This is a genomic window from Roseovarius salis (genome assembly GCF_044472985.1).
GTDB lineage: Bacteria > Pseudomonadota > Alphaproteobacteria > Rhodobacterales > Rhodobacteraceae > Roseovarius > Roseovarius salis.
In genome coordinates this window covers 13768-29408 of sequence record NZ_JBISDG010000015.1, presented here as the reverse complement: position 1 = coordinate 29408, position 15641 = coordinate 13768, and the positions used below count along the sequence as shown (strand labels likewise).

The window sequence follows — 15641 nt, the reverse complement described above, 5'->3', positions numbered from 1 at the left end:
GTCATCCCCATAGTTCCCGGCTCGGCGGGTGCACGCCGGCCGCGTCGAATTCCAAGGCGTGTTCGCGGTCTTCCGCGAGCAGCAGCGGCCCGTCAAGGTCGGTCACCATGGCGCCTTGCGCCACCAGCACCGCGGGCGCCATCGCGAGGCTGGAGCCCACCATGCACCCTACCATGATGCCATAGCCCTCGGCGCGCGCCGCCTCCTTCAGCGCCAGCGCTTCGGTCAGCCCGCCGGTCTTGTCCAGCTTGATGTTGATGACGTCGTACTTGCCGGCGAGGGCGGGCAGGCTGGCGCGGTCGTGGCAGCTCTCGTCGGCGCAGACGGGCACGGGGCGGTCCATGGATGCCAGCGCATCGTCCGCGTCCGCCGGCAGCGGCTGCTCTACCAGCGCCACGCCCAGCCTCTCAAGGTGGGGGGCAAGGTCGGTGTAGACCTCTGCGGTCCAGCCCTCGTTGGCATCGACGATGATCCGCGCGTCGGGCGCGCCGGCGCGAACGGCTTCCAGCCGCGGCATGTCGTCCGGTGTGCCCAGCTTGATCTTGAGCAGCGGGCGGTGCGCGTTCACCGCGGCCTGCGCGCGCATCGCCTCGGGCGTGTCCAGTGACAGCGTGTAGGCCGTGACCTCCGGCCCCGGCGCGGGCAGGCCGGCAAGGTCCCAGACCCGCTTGCCCGTCCGCTTGGCCTCGAGGTCCCACAAGGCGCAGTCGACGGCGTTGCGTGCCGCGCCGGCCGGCAACAGGTCGTAGAGCGCCAGCCTGTCCGGCGCGGCCGGCAGGGACTCGATCTGCGCCACCACGCTGTCGAGCGTCTCGCCATAGCGCGCGTAGGGCACGCACTCGCCGCGGCCGGTGGCGTCGCCGTCGGTCAGCGTGACCGTCAGGACCTGCGCCAGCGTGCGCGACCCGCGGCTGATCGTGAACACCTGCGCCAGCCGGAACGTGTCGCGCGTGACGGTAAGCTGCACTGTCCTCTCCTTCATCTTGCTGGAAATACTCCCGCCGGAGGCATCCCGGCGGGGCGGCCGCCGCCCGGCGCCGGATCAGACCGCGGCCAATGCGTCGACCAGCTTGCCCGGACCGAACCGGTAGGGGTCCGTTGCCGGCAGGTTCATCTCGGCCGCGACCTTTTCAAGGTATGCCTTGGCCTCGTCCTCGCCCATGTTCTGCGTGTTGACCGAGATGCCCACGACCTCGCAGGCGGGGTTGGCGATGCGTGCCAGCGGCAGCGCGGTGTCCCGCAGCGCCCCGAGCGAGGGCAGAGCGTAGTCCGGCAGGCCGCGCATGTGGCTGCGGGTCGGTTCGTGGCACAGGATCAGCGCGTCGGGCTGGCCGCCATGCACGAGCGCCATGGTCACGCCGGAATACGAGACGTGAAACAGCGACCCCTGTCCCTCGATAAGATCCCAGTGACCGGCATCGTTGTCCGGTGTCAGCCACTCGATCGAGCCGGCCATGAAATCGGCCACGACAGCGTCCAGCGGCACGCCGTCGCCGGTGATCAGGATGCCGGTCTGCCCCGTGGCGCGAAAGGTCGCGTCCATTCCGCGCTCCTTCATTTCCCGCTCCATGGCCATGGCCGTGTACATCTTGCCGACGGAACAGTCTGTGCCGACGGCAAGGCACCGCTTGCCGCTCCGCGGCTTTCCGTTCGCGATGGGATAGTCGACCTCCGGCACTCGGACGTCGTGCAGCGCGCGGCCTGTCGCCTCCGCGACGGCCACGAGATCGGGTTCGTCACGCAGGCGGTTGTGGAGTCCGGCGGCAAGGTCGAAGCCTTCCTCCAGCGCAGCGACGAGCACCTTCTTCCACTCCTTCGAGATCACGCCGCCGCGATTGGCCACGCCGATGACCAGCGTCTTCGCGCCGGCGGCCTTGGCCTCCTCAAGCGTCATGTCGGTCATGCCCAGGTCCGCGCCGCAGCCCGGCAGGCGGATCTGGCCGACCGCGTGTTCGGGCCGCCAGTCGCGGATGCCGATCGCCACCTTGGCGGCCAGCATGTCCGGTGCGTCGCCGAGGAAGAGAAGGTACGGGGTTTCGATCATGCCAAATCTCCTTGCGCGGGCCCGGGCACGGCCCGGGAATCAATTCGCCGCAGTTTCCGATGGAATCGGCGCGAAATGTTCTTGGAATCGTTTTGCCAAACATCGATGTGTGCAAGATAATTCGAAAATTTTGCCAAAGAGTCGAAGAAATTGCGCACTGATTGGGCGGCGGCCGGTATCTTTGCGCCGCGCGGCCCGGCGCCGCCGACACCCCCGAGGCAGCGCACAACCACCTTGCGGCAGGGCATGGGATTTTATACCGGTTGACGTGATATTTTCAGAAGTTCCTGCCAGAGAGGTCAAGAGATGAGTTTTCGCCTGCAGCCCCCCGCGCCCGCCCGCCCCAACCGCTGCCAACTGTTCGGCCCGGGGTCGAACGACAAGCTGTTCGAAAAGATGGCAACCTCGGCGGCGGACGTGATCAACATTGACCTCGAGGACTCGGTGGCGCCCACGGACAAGGACGTGGCCCGCGCCAACACCATCGCGGCCATCAACGATATCGACTGGGGCAAAAAGACGCTCTCGGTGCGCATCAACGGCCTCGATACCGGCTGGTGGTACCGTGACGTCGTCGAGCTGCTGGAAAAGACGGGCGACCGGCTGGACCAGATCATGATCCCCAAGGCCGGCTGTGCCGCGGATATCTATGCTGTCGACGCCCTGGTCACCTCGGTGGAGAAGGCGCAAGGCCGGCAGAAGCCGCTCGGCTTCGAGGTGATCATCGAATCCGCCGCCGGCATCAGCCATGTCGAGGAGATCGCCGCCGCCTCGCCGCGGCTGACGGCGATGAGCCTTGGCGCCGCCGATTTCGCGGCCTCCATGGGCATGTCCACGACCGGGATCGGCGGGACGCAGGAAAACTACTACATGCGCCACGACGGCCAGAACTACTGGCCCGACCCCTGGCACTGGGCGACGGCCGCCATCGTCGCGGCGTGCCGCACACATGGCGTGCTGCCCGTGGACGGTCCGTTCGGCGACTTTTCCGACGATGACGGTTTCCGCGCGCAGGCCCGCCGGGTGGCGACGCTGGGCATGGTCGGCAAATGGGCCATCCACCCCAAGCAGGTGGCGCTGGCCAACGAGATCTTCACGCCCACCGACGCCGCCGTTCAGGAGGCGCGCGAGATCCTCAAGGCGATGGAAGAGGCCAAGGCCCGCGGCGAGGGCGCCACGACCTACAAGGGCCGCCTGGTGGACATCGCGTCGATCAAGCAGGCCGAGAACATCGTGAAACAGGCCGAGATGATCGCCGAGATGTGATCCTCCAGCAGGCCCGGAGATCGCGTGGCCCGGCAAGACGGGTTCCGCGATCTTCTGGCCCTGAAATATCCCGGGGGTGAGGCCGAAGGCCGAGGGGGCAGCGCCCCCGCGCACTCGTGCCGATGCGGCAGCTTGCGAGCCGCCACGGCCCACCAAGCGCCGGATCGTCGGTGCGCCATCGCGCGACGGGCCGGGCATTTCGCTTGCCCTCGACGGGCCGGCAGGGCATTGCTTCGCGCAGGATGGATCTGGGACCCTATATCCTGCTGGCCACGCTCGAGGGCGCGGTCACCGCGGCCGTGCTGGCACTGACGGCCGTGGGGCTCAGCCTCGTCTTCGGGGTGATGCGCGTGGTCAACATCGCCCACGGCGAATTCTTCATGCTGGGCGCCGTGATCGCCTGGTACGTCGCCAACAGCGTGGGCGGCCCACCGGCACTCGGGTTCGCCGCGGCGCTGGTTGTCGCGCCGTTGGTCGTGGGGGCGGTCGCCGCGGCGGCCGACATGACGATCCTCAGGCGCATCGGCTATGATCCCGAGCGCACGATCGTGGCCACCATCGGCCTTCTTTACATCATCCAGCAACTGACGCTCATGACTTACGGGCCCGAGGCGCGGCCTGTCGAGGCGCCGTTCAACCAGCGCCTCGCCATTCCCTGGGTCGAGCGGGCCGATGGCGGGCTCCAACTCTACTATCCCTGGGGTCTGTCCACCACGACCTACAAGATGGCCGTGATCGGGGCGGCGGCGGTGGTGCTGGCCGGTGTCTGGGGGATGATGGCGCGCACGCGCATCGGCCTTCTGATGCGCGCCACCCAGGCCGACCGCGACATGGCGCTGGCCTTCGGCATCCCCGTCGAGCGGGTCTATGCGCTGGTCTTCGGCCTCGGCGCCGGGCTGGCCGCGCTGGCCGCCGTGCTGATCGTGCCGATCCAGCAGGCGCATTACTTGATGGGGGCCGACCCGCTGCTGCTGAGCTTCATCGTCGTCATCATCGGCGGGCTCGGCAGTCTGCCCGGAACGGTGCTTGCCGCGGTGTTCATCGGGTTGTCGGACGGGATCATCTCGGTCTTCTTCTCGCCCACCCTGGCCAAGATCCTCGCAACACTGCTTGTCGGGCTCGTGCTGGTGTTCCGCCCGCAGGGCCTGTTCGGGACACGGGCGGCATGAGCGCCACGGCGAAGATCATCATCCTGCATGGCGGGCTCCTGGCGGTCCTGTTCGGGCTGCAGTTCGTCCTGCCCGCCTATCACCACGGAAACCTTGCGCGCATCATGGTGCTGGCCGCCTATGCGGTGGGGTACAATATCCTGTTCGGGTACACCGGGCTGCTCAGCCTCGGGCATGCCCTGTTCTTCTCCGCGGGCATGTACGGTATGGGGCTCGCGATGCAGCATGGCGGGTTCAACCCGGCGCCGGCCCTTCTTGCCGGGATCGTCGGCGGCGCGGCGGTATCGGTCGTGATCGCGGTGCTGGCCTTGCGCACCTCTGGTGTCGCGTTCCTGATCGTGACGCTCATGTTCGCACAGGCCGGGCATCTGACCGTGCTGTATTTCGGCGAGCTCACGCGCGCCGACGAGGGGTTCGTGATACAAGCGGGCGAACGCGTCCTGTGGGGTGTCGATCTCAGCGACCCTGTGAACCGGTATTTCGCGGCCTGGCTGCTTTTCGCGGTTTCCCTCATGCTTTGTCTTTGGTTCGTGCGGACGTCCTTTGGCAAGACGCTGGTCGCCATACGCGAGAACGAGGAGCGGGTGCGTATGCTTGGCTATGACGTCTATGCGCACAAGCTGGGGGCGATGGTTGTCTCCGGCACGGTTTCCGCCGCGGCGGGCGCGGGCTACGGGCTGCTTTTCGGGTATGTCGGGGCCACCTTTGCCAGCGTGGAATATTCGATCCTGCCGCTGTTGTGGGTGCTTCTTGGCGGGGCGGGCACTGTGCTCGGGCCGTTCGTCGGCACGCTCTTCATGTTTTACCTGATCGACCTCGGTTCGGGGCTGACGACCGCCTACATGCTGATCGTGGGCGTTGCGCTGGTGGTGCTCACCCTGTTTGCGCCGCAGGGGCTGACCGGTGAGGTGCGCCGCCGCCTTTGGGGATGGCTGCCATGACGCTGTTGGCGACACGGGGCCTGTCCAAGAGCTTTTCCGGTCTCACGGCGGTCAGCGGCGTGGATTTCGACCTGCCCGAGGGCGAGGTTCGGGCGCTGATCGGCCCCAACGGCGCCGGCAAGACGACGCTGGTCGGCATGATATGCGGGCGCATCCAGCCCTCGGCCGGCAGTGTCTGCTTTGATGGTCACGACATCACGCGCCTGCCCGCGCACAAGCGCATCATGCGCGGTATGGCCTATACCTTCCAGATCACGTCGGTCTTTGCGCGATTGCCTGTGCGCGAAAACGTGGCGCTTGCCGCGCGCCGGCGGCTGAAACGCGCGGCGGCGGTGGAAGAGGCCGTGCACGCGGCGCTGGCGCGGGTCGGCCTGCGCGACCGGATAGACGCCGAGGCGGGAAATCTAAGCTACGGGCACCAGCGCCTGCTGGAGATCGCGATGGGGCTGGTGCAGCGTCCGCGCCTGTTGATCCTCGACGAGCCGACACAGGGGCTGGCCGATGCGGAGATCGACGCCTTCAAGGCGCTTGTCGACGAGCTGTCGGCCGAGGCCACGATACTGTTGATCGAGCATAACATGAACGTGGTCATGGAAACCGCCGACCGGGTGACGGTCTTGAATTTCGGCGAAGTCCTTGCCGAGGGAACGCCCGCGGAAATACACGCAAACGAGGCTGTCCAGGCGGCCTATCTGGGAACCGGGTGATGCTGGAACTTGATGGTGTCAATGCCGGATACGGGCGGGCGCAGGTGCTGCGCGACCTGTCCCTGCGCGTGGACCGGGGCGAGATCCTGTGTCTTCTGGGGCGCAACGGGGCGGGCAAGACCACGACCATGCTGGCGACGATGGGCCTGCTGCCGCTGATGGCCGGCCGGGTGGTGCTGGACGGGCGCGAGGTCAGCCGGCTGCCCGCCCACAAGGTGCCCAAGGCCGGCATCGGGTACATCCCGCAGGGCCGGCGGCTCTTTGCCGGGCTGACCGTGGCACAAAACCTCGAGATCGGCTTGCGCGTCCGCCGGTCCGGCGCGGACGTGCTGGAGGAGGTGCTCGACCTTTTCCCGAGAATACGGGAGCGTATGGATCAGAAGGCGGAAACCCTTTCCGGCGGGGAGCAGCAGATGCTGGCCACCGCCCGGGCGCTCTGCCTTCGGCCCAAGGCGCTGCTGCTGGACGAGCCGACGGAGGGGCTGCAGCCTTCCATGATCGCGGCCATACGGCAGGTCATCGTCAAGATGCGCGAGTCCGGCGTGGCGATCCTCCTGGTGGAGCAGCGGGTGGACGCCGTTCTCTCGGTGGCCGACCGCGTCGCTTTCATCGAGAACGGGCGCAACGGTGACATCCTGTCCGCCGATGCGCTGCGGGCCGATCATTCCATCGTCGAACGCTATGTCGGGGTATGAGCTCACCGGCGTTTTGTCAGGCGTGACGGCGCAAGCGCGATCCGGCGGGAGTGGCGTGGCGGCCAAGCGCGCCAGCATGGTTCGGGGCGCGGTGATCAGGCGCCCGTTGCGGCATGGTGTCCGGCGCACAATACGTATCCGTCTGGTCGATCCTGTGCACGGGATGGTCACCTGAGGGCGTGCCCGTTCGCACGGGATCGCCGGGAATGCACGGTCCTGTGCCGGTCTGCCGCGTTCTTCGGAGTGGCCGCGCCTTTTCCGGCGGACGCGATCTACCTGCCGGCCACCCGTCAGCAACCTTCGGCCTGCCGCAGGCCGGCGCGCGTCCTGAGCGGGATCAGCCCGGTCGTGGCCTGAGTGCCGGGGAACTGCCGACCCTTCTGGGCCTTGCTCGGCTTGCCGGTCCCGTCCGGGTGGCCCGGCGTGATGCGACCATCAGCGCGGCATCGGGTTCAGGGCCTTGCTGTAGGGGCGCCAATCCGTGATCTCGGGGTAGTACATCTCGCGCCAGCGCCGCACGCGGGGATTCATGACGCGGCGCCAGACGGGCGGCACCATCGCCGCCATGGTCATGATCGGATAGCCATAGGGCAGCTGTGGCGCCTCGTCCTCGCCGTAGTTCTGCAACAGCGGAAAGCGGCGGTCGGGCTTGTAGTGATGGTCGGAGTGGCGCTGCAGGTTGATAAGCAGCCAGTTGGACGCCTTGTGCGCCGCGTTCCAGCTGTGCTGCGGCTTGACGTGCTCGTACTTGCCGTCGCCCAGGTGCTTGCGCGTCAGGCCGTAATGCTCGACGTAATTCACCAGTTCCAGCTGCCATATGGCCGTGCCGGCCTGCAGCAGGAACAGCAGGACCCCCTCCAACCCGCCGATCAGCAAGGCGAGCAGCAGCATGAAACCCTGCAGCGCCCAGTAGCGGAAGAACGGGTTCGACGGGTCTGTCCATGGCCTGCCCTTGCGGGCCAGCATCTCCTTCTCGGCCCGGAAGGACGAGCGCAGCGATTCCCGCAGAACGCGCGGGAAGAAGCGGTGGAAGCCCTCGTTGTAGCGCGCCGTCACCGGGTCGCGCGGGGTGCCGACATGCCGGTGATGCACAAGCAGGTGCTCGGACCGGAAATGCGAGTAGAGCACCATCGCCAGAAGCACATCGCCGAGGAAACGTTCACCGCGGTCTTTCTGGTGCATGAGCTCGTGGCTGTAATTTATGCCCACCGTGCCGGTGATAACGCCGACGCCGAAGAACAGAACGATTGTCTCAAGCGCCGAGAGATGCGCGTCGCCCGGCCCTGTCACGTACCATATCAGCCAGTAAAGCAGGCAGAACTGGACCGGTGCCCATATCAGCGTGATGACCTTGTACCAGCTCAGATGCTCCTCGCCGGTCCGGGGATCCGCGTTTTCCAGGTTGAGGCCGAGAACCGCGTCGAGCGCCGAGAAAAAATACCATGTCACCACGGGCAGCAGGATCACCGCCCATCCGCCCTGCAAGGCGCCGAAGACTGCCACGGGCACGAGCAGCAGCGACATCCAGAAGGGAAGGGCGTTGTGCAGCCGCGCCACCCGGTTCGCCGGTATCATTGCCGTTCTCCTTGTCTGCTCACATCCGCCCGCTCCGGTCTTGGTCGATATTTTCCAAGGTTCCACGGGCCAAGTCAAAAACCTTTCGCATCACCGTGGGCAGTGCCGCCGGGCGGAACTCGCCGTGGGAGAGAAAGTTGCCGCGCCAAGGATCCGAATGCCCGGGCACTTCCGCCACCTCGACGGCGAGCCGGAGATGAAAATGGGTAAAGGTGTGGCGCGCCTCGGCCGGAAGGCGGCGCCAGTCGGCTTCTACCGGCGGCGCCGGCACAGGGCTGTCGCCCCAATCGCTGCCGGGCCAGCCAAGCATTCCGCCGAGCATCCCGCTGTCGGGCCGGCGTTCCAGCAACCACGCGCCGTCGGCACGGCGGGCGACATAGGCGATGCCGTGACGGGTGGGCTTGGGTTGCTTGGGTCTCTTGCGGGGAAGCTCGGCCTGCCCGCCGGCCGCCCGCGCGGCGCATCGCGCCTGCCACGGGCAGATGCCGCAGGCTGGGGTCCTCGGGGTGCAGATGGTCGCCCCCAGATCCATCACGGCCTGGGCATAATCGCCTGGCCGGGTGGTCGGGGTCAGTTGCGCCGCCGCCGCCGCGAGGTCGCGCTTGGCGTCGGGCAGCGGCGTGCGGATGTCGAAAAGGCGTGCCATGACGCGCTCAACATTCCCGTCGACGACGACTTCCGGGGCGTCGAACGCGATGGCGGCGATCGCGGCGGCCGTATAGGGGCCGATCCCGGGCAATTTCTGCAACGCGTCGCGCGTGTCCGGAAACGTGCCCCCGTGCGCTTCGGCCACGGTGCGCGCGCATTTCAACAGGTTGCGCGCCCGCGCGTAGTAGCCCAACCCCGCCCATTCGGCCATGACGTCGCCGTCCTCGGCCGCGGCCAGTGCCGTCACCCGCGGCCAAAGGGCCGTGAAACGCTCGTAGTACCCTTTGACCGCGCCGACGGTCGTTTGTTGCAGCATCACTTCCGACAGCCAGACGCGGTAGGGATCAGGCATCGTGCCCCGGGCCCGCGCCGCGGGGCCAACACGCCATGGCAGGTCGCGCGCATGGGCATCATACCAGTCGAGGATCTCCGCGGCCGCTGTGTCACGCATCTTTTACCGTTCCGACTTGCGGCGCGGGGCTGGCACCGCGCGCCGTTTCGCATAGATTGGGACGGCAAACCGGGAGGTCCGCCATGCCTGACAATAATGGCACGACACATGGCTTCAAGCGCGGCGCGACCCTTCTGGGGCCGCAGATAAGAAAGGTGTCCGAAACGCGCGGCTTCGCCGTCAGCCGGGTGCTGACCCGCTGGGCCGAGATCGCGGGCGATGACATTGCCGCGATCGCCCGCCCCGTCGAGGTGAGTTACGGACGACAGGGATTCGGCGCGACGTTGACCGTGCTGACCACCGGCGCGCAGGCGCCCATGCTTGAAATGCAGAAAGAGATGCTGCGCGAACGCGTGAACGCGGCCTACGGCTACAACGCGATCGCGCGCCTCCGCATCACGCAAACCGCACCGACGGGCTTTGCCGAGGGGCAGGCCAGCTTCTCGGGGCCCGAGCCTGCCGGGCGGCAGGTGCCTCGGCCCGACCCCGAGGTGGAGAGGGCCGCCTCGGACCTCGTCGCGCCCGTGGACGATGACGGACTGCGGGAAGCGCTTGCAGCCTTGGGCCGCAACGTTCTATCCAGACACAAACCCTGAGCGAAGGATATACTCATGAACCGTTTCATCGCAGTCGGGGCCGCGGCCCTTGCCCTCGTCGCCGGAGTGGCGTTCTGGCTCAATTCGGCGCCGACGCCCTCGCAGGCCGAAATGGCCTTCGGGGCCGTCAACGCGCAGGAGAATTCCGGCGACAGCGCGACGGACATGGAGGATGTCGACACCTCGTCGGTCGTGGAGATGACGCTGGGCGAGCCCGAGGCGCCCGTGACCCTCATCGAGTACGCATCCTTTACCTGCCCGCATTGCGCCAGCTTTCACGACAACCAGTTCAAGAAGCTCAAGCAGGACTACATCGACACCGGCAAGGTGCATTTCATCTACAGGGACGTCTATTTCGACCGCTTCGGCCTGTGGGCCTCGATGGTGGCGCGCTGCGGCGGGCAGGAACGGTTCTTCGGGATCGCCGAGATGATCTATGACCAGCAGAAGGACTGGATCGGCAACGGGCAGGACCCGGTCGCCATCGCCGACCGGCTGCGCAAGATAGGCAAGGTGGCGGGGCTGGACGACGACACGCTCGACGCCTGCCTGAAGGATGACCAGTGGGCCAAGACGCTCTTCGCATGGTATCGCGAGAACGCCGGCGCCGACGACGTGACCTCGACCCCGACCCTGATCATCAACGGCGAGAAGCATTCCAACCAGTCGTATGACGAGCTGAAGGACATCATCGACGCCGAGCTCGAGGGATGAGCGAGGCGCCGCTTGCCGGTATCAAGGTTGTCGAACTGGCCCGCATCCTTGCGGGGCCGTGGGCGGGACAGACGCTTGCCGATCTCGGGGCGGAGGTGGTCAAGGTCGAAAGCCCCGATGGCGACGACACGCGCAACTGGGGGCCGCCCTTCATCGAGCGCGAGGGCGACTGCTCGGCCGCCTATTTCCACGGCTGCAACCGGGGCAAGGCCAGCGTCACCGTCGATTTCCGCACGGCCGAGGGGCAGGCCAGGGTGCGCGAACTCGTCCGTGACGCCGACATCCTGATCGAGAATTTCAAGGTCGGCGGGCTGGCAAAGTACGGGCTGGATTACGACAGCCTGTCGGCGATAAATCCCGGTCTCATCTACTGTTCGATCACCGGCTTCGGGCAGGACGGGCCGTATGCCGACCGCGCGGGATACGATTACATCATACAGGGCATGTCGGGCTTCATGTCCATAACCGGCGCGCCGGGGGGGCAGCCGCAGCGCGTGGGCGTGGCGGTAACCGATCTCTTCACGGGGCTGTATTCCGTGGCGGGGATTCTGGCCGCGTTGCATCAGCGGGAACGCACCGGCCGGGGACAGCACATCGACATGGCGTTGCTGGATTGCGCTGTCGCCGCCACCGCGAACCAGGCAATGAACTACCTTGCCACCGGCACGCCGCCCGGGCGGACCGGTAACTATCATCCCAACCTGTCGCCCTACCAGGTGTTCGACTGCGCCGATGGCTACATCATCATCGCAACGGGAAACGACCCGCAGTTCCAGCGGCTTTGCACCGTGCTGGGGTGCGACGAGCTGGCGCAAGCGCCGGAATTCAAGACCAACGCCGACCGCGTGACAAACCGCGAGGCGCTCAACGATCTGCTGACGGCGCGCACGCGCGGTTTCTCCAAGGCTGATCTGCTGGCCGCCTGCGAGGGCGCGGGCATACCCGCCGGGCCGATCAACGACCTGGCCGAGGTGTTCGACGACCCGCAGGTGCAGGCGCGCGGGCTGCGGATCGAGCCTGACGGCGTGCCCGGGGTGCGCGGGCCGTTCAGGTTCTCCGATGCCGAGCTCGCCCTTGGGCGTCCTTCGCCGAGGCTTGGCGAGGACGGTTAGGGCACGTCAGAAGAGCCGTGTGACAAGCGCCACCACGGCAACCGGCCACAACGCCGCGTGCAGCACGTGGTCGAACCAGTTGCTGCTGCCCCAGCCGAACGTCCACGCCGCCTGTCCCGTCACCGCGACGACCGCGACGAACCAGTTCCCGGTGGCGAGCGCGTAGGCGCAGACCGCCAGCGCCATCAGGGTGACGGGCAGGGGGGCGTAGCCCAGCCTGTAGACCTCCAACGGTATCACGCCGAAGGCCGTGGCGAGGAACGCGGTGTAAAGCCCGACGAAGACCAGCAGCTCCCACGTGGCGAAGGGCGGCATCGCCACGCCGAGCTTGACGGCCGCATGCCGGAGCGCGAGTGCCGGCAGCATCACGCCGAACGGCGCCAGCAGCGCCATCATCCCGCCGATCGCCACGCTGTCGCGAAACGCCGCCACGAGTGCTGCGCCGGCCACCCCGCCGAGAACGACCGCCGGCACGGGTGACAGCGCCCAGCCGGCGAGCGCGAAGATCACCCAGCCCAGCACGATGGCCAGCCCGGCCGATGCCCCCAGCCCGCTCATTGCGCCGCCACCCAGGCCGGGTTGAAGACATGCGCCATCACGCCCTGCTTGGTGCCCTTGGAGTAGGCCAACACGATCTCCCCCGTGTCCAGGCGCCGCAGCATCGGGTAGCGCAGCGCGCCGTCGCCCTCGAACCGGTGCAGCTCGCGCCAGCTCTGCCCGGCGTCATCGCTCAGCACCAGCCGCAGCACCTCCGGTCGGTCGCCGTCGTCGTTGACGGCCAGCAACATGCTGTCGCCGCCCAGCCCGAGCGCGGCGATGGGCGAGCTGGGATTCTCGATCTCCGTCATCTCGACGCGCGACCAGCTTTGCCCGCCATCCTGCGTCCGGCTGACCAGCAGTTTGCGGCTGTCGCCGAAATCGCGCAGGAAGGCCACGCCGCGCGTCTCGCTCAGCGCCACGATCATGGGCTGGATGGGCTGGCCCGCGCCGTCGATGCGCCGCGTGTCGCGCACTCTGCCGCGCGGGTCGAACCGCACCAGCAGCCCGTGCATCGCCCCCATCTCGAAATAGGCGGGCAGGGCCGGCAGCCCGTCGGCATAGGCCACCATCGGGGATTTCACCAGGTGCGAGCGGTTGAGGATCGGTGAGAGGTTCAGCTTGTGCGCCCGGGTCGGTCCGTCCGCTGCCAAGCGTACGTCGGCGACCGAGGCCATGGCCCAGCCTCCCACCGATGCAACCGTGGCATAGAGCGCGTTCGTCTCCCCCTCGTTCTCGATCGTGTTGCCGAGCGTTACCACGATCTGGCGGGGTTCCATCACCGCCCCCAGCCCGCCGCGGGTGAGGCGCGGGCCGCTGTCTGCGACCATCCATGCCCCGCCGTCGCGGACAAAGCGGGCGTGATGAATATCGACATCCGCCTGTGCCTCCTCGGATCCTTCGAACCAAAGGACCGAGAAACCATCGCTTTCCACCACGATGCCGGGGGAATGCGCCTGGCCGCGCCCGGGGGTGTAGTCGAGCACCGTCTCGAACCGCGGCGCACCCCCTGCCGGAACCGGCGCGGGGGCTGCAAACCTCCAGACGGGGGGCGTGTCGCGCCGCATGGCCCATGCACCGAGCCCCACGCTCAGCGCAGCGAGCCCGAGAACCGCAAGCTGCGCAGGCCCCACGGGATCAGCCCACCTTGAGGACGATCTTGCCGATATGCCCGCTCGATTCCATCCGGGCATGAGCCTGCGCCGCCTCGGCCAGCGGGAACTCGGAATCCATCACCGGGCCGACGCGCCCGGCCTCGATCAGCGGCCAGACATGTGCGTGCAGCCCGTCCGCGATTTCCGCCTTGGCAAGATCACTCTGAGGCCGCAGCGTGCTGCCGGTGATGGTCAGCCGGCGCGTCATCACCTGTGCGAAATTCAGCTCTGCCTTCGGCCCCTGCAGAAAGGCGATCATCACCAGCCGCCCATCATCGGCAAGGCTCTTGATGTTGCGCGGGATGTAGCCGCCCCCGACCATGTCCAGGATGAGGTCGGCGCCGCCCTCGGCGCGCAGCACCTCGACGAAATCCTCTTCGCGGTAGTTGATCGCCCGTTCCGCGCCCAGCTCCGTGCACTTGGCGCATTTCTCGGCCGAGCCAGCGGTCGCGAAGACCCGGGCGCCGAACACGCTGGCAAGCTGGATCGCGGTCGTCCCGATGCCCGAAGAGCCGCCATGAACGAGAAACCGCTCACCCCCCTGCAGCGCGCCGCGCCCGAAGACGTTGCTCCAGACGGTAAAGAAGGTTTCCGGCAGGCAGGCGGCCTGCCTCAGGTCGAGCCCCGCGGGAACGGGCAGACAGTGCGCGGCGGGTGTGGCCGCGTACTCTGCATATCCCCCGCCGGGCAACAGGGCGCAGACACGGTCGCCCACGGACCAGCCGGTGACGCCTGCACCCACCGCGGCGATTTCTCCGGCGGCCTCCAGCCCCGGCAGGTCGCTGGCCGTGGGGGGCGGCGCGTACATACCGGCCCGCTGCAGCGCGTCGGGCCGGTTCACACCGGCCCATGCCACGCGGATGACCACCTCGTCATTGCGCGGCTGCGGAACGGGCCGGGTGGTGAGTTGCAGCACCTCCGGCCCGCCGGCCTCGGTGATTTCCACGGCGTTCATCGACTCGCTCATTCCCTCGTTCCCTCCGGGGTGATGTGGTTTTCCTGGGGGTTCAGCGCGTTCCCGGCCAGCGCCCCGGCATGTCCGGCGTGTGCGGACCGCGGGGCGGCTTTATGTTTCCCAGAAACGCCAGCGGGCCTTTCATCAGCCCGGCGACGAACTTGTTGTCACGCGCCTGCGCCTTGACCTTCTCGAACTGCATCACGTCGGCGATGCGCCGGTCGAGGAAGGCCCATGTGCGGGCGCTGCCCTCGCTTTCGTCACCCAGCCAGTAGAGCACGGTCGACCCGTAGACGCCGGACAAGGTCGCCCGCTTGGTGTACCAGTTCACGTCGTCCGAGGTGTCGCCGAGCGCGGTCCATATGCGGTCGGCGGTGCGCCACAGCGCCTGTGCCCCGTCCATGGCGTGCTGTGGCAGCGCGAAGAGCGCCATGCCGCGGCGGACCAGTTCCTTGTCCTCCGCGGCCTCCAGCCGGTAACGCACCGCCAGAGCGATCTTGTCGCGAAACCGCATGCCGCTCATGTCGGTCTCCTCGATGCGCCGGATCATCTCGCGGTCGCCCTCCTCGTGATAGGCCAGCGCAAGGTCGACCCCGCCGCGCGGAAAGACCGCCCGTGCCAGCCCCGGCGCGACGCCGGAGTCCTCGATGGCGGCGCGGAACGTGGACTCGCCCCAGCCGTCGAAAGGCACGTGCATCTTGGCGGCCTCCAGAAGCTTCGCCTTTACGTCCTCGTCGGTCATGGCACCTCCTGCGGTTACGCCGGTCACCCTAGACAAACTATTCCCGCTTTGCTATACGGCCACTTCCTGCATTTTTCATGCAACTCCAACTCAGAAAGGTGGTGACAACCACATGCAGGTCAGTGTTCGCGACAACAACGTCGATCAGGCGCTTCGCGCCCTGAAGAAAAAGCTGCAGCGCGAGGGCGTTTTCCGTGAAATGAAGCTTCGGCAGCATTTCGAGAAACCGTCGGAAAAACGCGCCCGCGAGAAGGCCGAGGCCATTCGCCGCGCCCGCAAACTCGCGCGGAAGAAGGCACAGCGCGAAGGTCTTCTCTGACACGCGCCCGCAGTTT

At 67.4% G+C, this 15641-nt stretch carries 17 protein-coding genes; 9 read left to right on the top strand and 8 right to left on the bottom strand.

All coding sequences use genetic code 11. From position 1 onward, the window contains the following. Window position 1 precedes the first annotated feature (1 nt). Complete coding sequence (gene dgcA, locus ACH13J_RS07955) at window positions 2–967, bottom strand: N-acetyl-D-Glu racemase DgcA (protein WP_397542852.1); 966 nt, start codon at window positions 965–967, stop codon at window positions 2–4. A 75-nt stretch (window positions 968–1042) separates the two neighbouring features. After that, window positions 1043–2044, bottom strand: coding sequence for an N-acetyltransferase DgcN (dgcN, locus tag ACH13J_RS07950; protein WP_397542793.1), 1002 nt, complete (start codon window positions 2042–2044; stop codon window positions 1043–1045). Between the two features lie 306 nt (window positions 2045–2350). Here dgcN and ACH13J_RS07945 point away from each other — a divergent pair, with 306 nt between their 5' ends. The 5 genes from ACH13J_RS07945 to ACH13J_RS07925 all read left to right on the top strand — a co-directional run bounded on the left by ACH13J_RS07945 (window position 2351) and on the right by ACH13J_RS07925 (window position 6822). Continuing rightward, complete coding sequence (locus tag ACH13J_RS07945; RefSeq protein ID WP_397542792.1) at window positions 2351–3310, top strand: L-malyl-CoA/beta-methylmalyl-CoA lyase; 960 nt, start codon at window positions 2351–2353, stop codon at window positions 3308–3310. Window positions 3311–3552: 242 nt separating this feature from the next. Next, complete coding sequence (locus ACH13J_RS07940; RefSeq protein WP_397542791.1) at window positions 3553–4479, top strand: ABC transporter permease subunit; 927 nt, start codon at window positions 3553–3555, stop codon at window positions 4477–4479. Continuing rightward, complete coding sequence (locus tag ACH13J_RS07935) at window positions 4476–5420, top strand: ABC transporter permease subunit (protein ID WP_397542790.1); 945 nt, start codon at window positions 4476–4478, stop codon at window positions 5418–5420. The genes ACH13J_RS07940 and ACH13J_RS07935 overlap by 4 nt, the downstream gene beginning before the upstream one ends. Beyond that, the gene (locus tag ACH13J_RS07930; protein ID WP_397542789.1) at window positions 5417–6127 is read left to right on the top strand and encodes an ATP-binding cassette domain-containing protein; all 711 of its coding nucleotides are present in this window, start codon (window positions 5417–5419) and stop codon (window positions 6125–6127) included. Before ACH13J_RS07935 ends, ACH13J_RS07930 begins: the two co-directional genes overlap by 4 nt. Next, a complete protein-coding gene (locus tag ACH13J_RS07925) occupies window positions 6127–6822 on the top strand; it encodes an ATP-binding cassette domain-containing protein (protein ID WP_397542788.1) in 696 nt (231 codons plus the stop codon). The genes ACH13J_RS07930 and ACH13J_RS07925 overlap by 1 nt, the downstream gene beginning before the upstream one ends. A 435-nt stretch (window positions 6823–7257) precedes the next feature. Here the strand turns inward: ACH13J_RS07925 and ACH13J_RS07920 are convergent, their stop codons facing one another. Further along, window positions 7258–8397, bottom strand: coding sequence for a fatty acid desaturase (locus ACH13J_RS07920; RefSeq protein WP_397542787.1), 1140 nt, complete (start codon window positions 8395–8397; stop codon window positions 7258–7260). 19 nt (window positions 8398–8416) lie between these two features. Then, window positions 8417–9496, bottom strand: a complete 1080-nt coding sequence (mutY, locus tag ACH13J_RS07915) for an A/G-specific adenine glycosylase (protein ID WP_397542786.1) — start codon at window positions 9494–9496, stop codon at window positions 8417–8419. Window positions 9497–9579: 83 nt separating this feature from the next. Here mutY and ACH13J_RS07910 point away from each other — a divergent pair, with 83 nt between their 5' ends. The 3 genes from ACH13J_RS07910 to ACH13J_RS07900 are packed head-to-tail and all read left to right on the top strand — an operon-like array spanning window position 9580 to window position 11918. Further along, window positions 9580–10092, top strand: a complete 513-nt coding sequence (locus ACH13J_RS07910; protein ID WP_397542785.1) for a DUF721 domain-containing protein — start codon at window positions 9580–9582, stop codon at window positions 10090–10092. A 15-nt stretch (window positions 10093–10107) separates the two neighbouring features. Next, complete coding sequence (locus ACH13J_RS07905; RefSeq protein WP_397542784.1) at window positions 10108–10806, top strand: thioredoxin domain-containing protein; 699 nt, start codon at window positions 10108–10110, stop codon at window positions 10804–10806. Beyond that, window positions 10803–11918 (top strand): CoA transferase, encoded by a 1116-nt coding sequence (locus ACH13J_RS07900; protein ID WP_397542783.1) that lies wholly within the window; start codon window positions 10803–10805, stop codon window positions 11916–11918. Before ACH13J_RS07905 ends, ACH13J_RS07900 begins: the two co-directional genes overlap by 4 nt. A gap of 6 nt (window positions 11919–11924) precedes the next feature. On the opposite strand, the gene ACH13J_RS07895 is transcribed toward ACH13J_RS07900, so the two are convergent. Genes ACH13J_RS07895 through ACH13J_RS07880 form a run of 4 tightly spaced genes read right to left on the bottom strand, consistent with a single transcriptional unit; the run spans window position 11925 to window position 15306 of the window. Beyond that, on the bottom strand, window positions 11925–12476 hold the full coding sequence (locus ACH13J_RS07895) for a hypothetical protein (protein ID WP_397542782.1): 552 nt from the start codon (window positions 12474–12476) through the stop codon (window positions 11925–11927). Continuing rightward, window positions 12473–13588, bottom strand: coding sequence for an exo-alpha-sialidase (locus tag ACH13J_RS07890; RefSeq protein WP_397542781.1), 1116 nt, complete (start codon window positions 13586–13588; stop codon window positions 12473–12475). Before ACH13J_RS07890 ends, ACH13J_RS07895 begins: the two co-directional genes overlap by 4 nt. A 4-nt stretch (window positions 13589–13592) precedes the next feature. Beyond that, window positions 13593–14576 (bottom strand): zinc-binding dehydrogenase, encoded by a 984-nt coding sequence (locus ACH13J_RS07885; RefSeq protein WP_397542780.1) that lies wholly within the window; start codon window positions 14574–14576, stop codon window positions 13593–13595. A gap of 40 nt (window positions 14577–14616) precedes the next feature. Further along, entirely contained in the window at window positions 14617–15306 is a 690-nt protein-coding gene (locus tag ACH13J_RS07880) for a COQ9 family protein (protein WP_397542779.1), read from the bottom strand. Window positions 15307–15418: 112 nt separating this feature from the next. Between ACH13J_RS07880 and rpsU the strand changes: the two genes are divergently transcribed. Then, a complete protein-coding gene (gene rpsU, locus ACH13J_RS07875) occupies window positions 15419–15625 on the top strand; it encodes a 30S ribosomal protein S21 (RefSeq protein WP_057812606.1) in 207 nt (68 codons plus the stop codon). The last annotated feature ends 16 nt before the right edge of the window (window positions 15626–15641 follow it).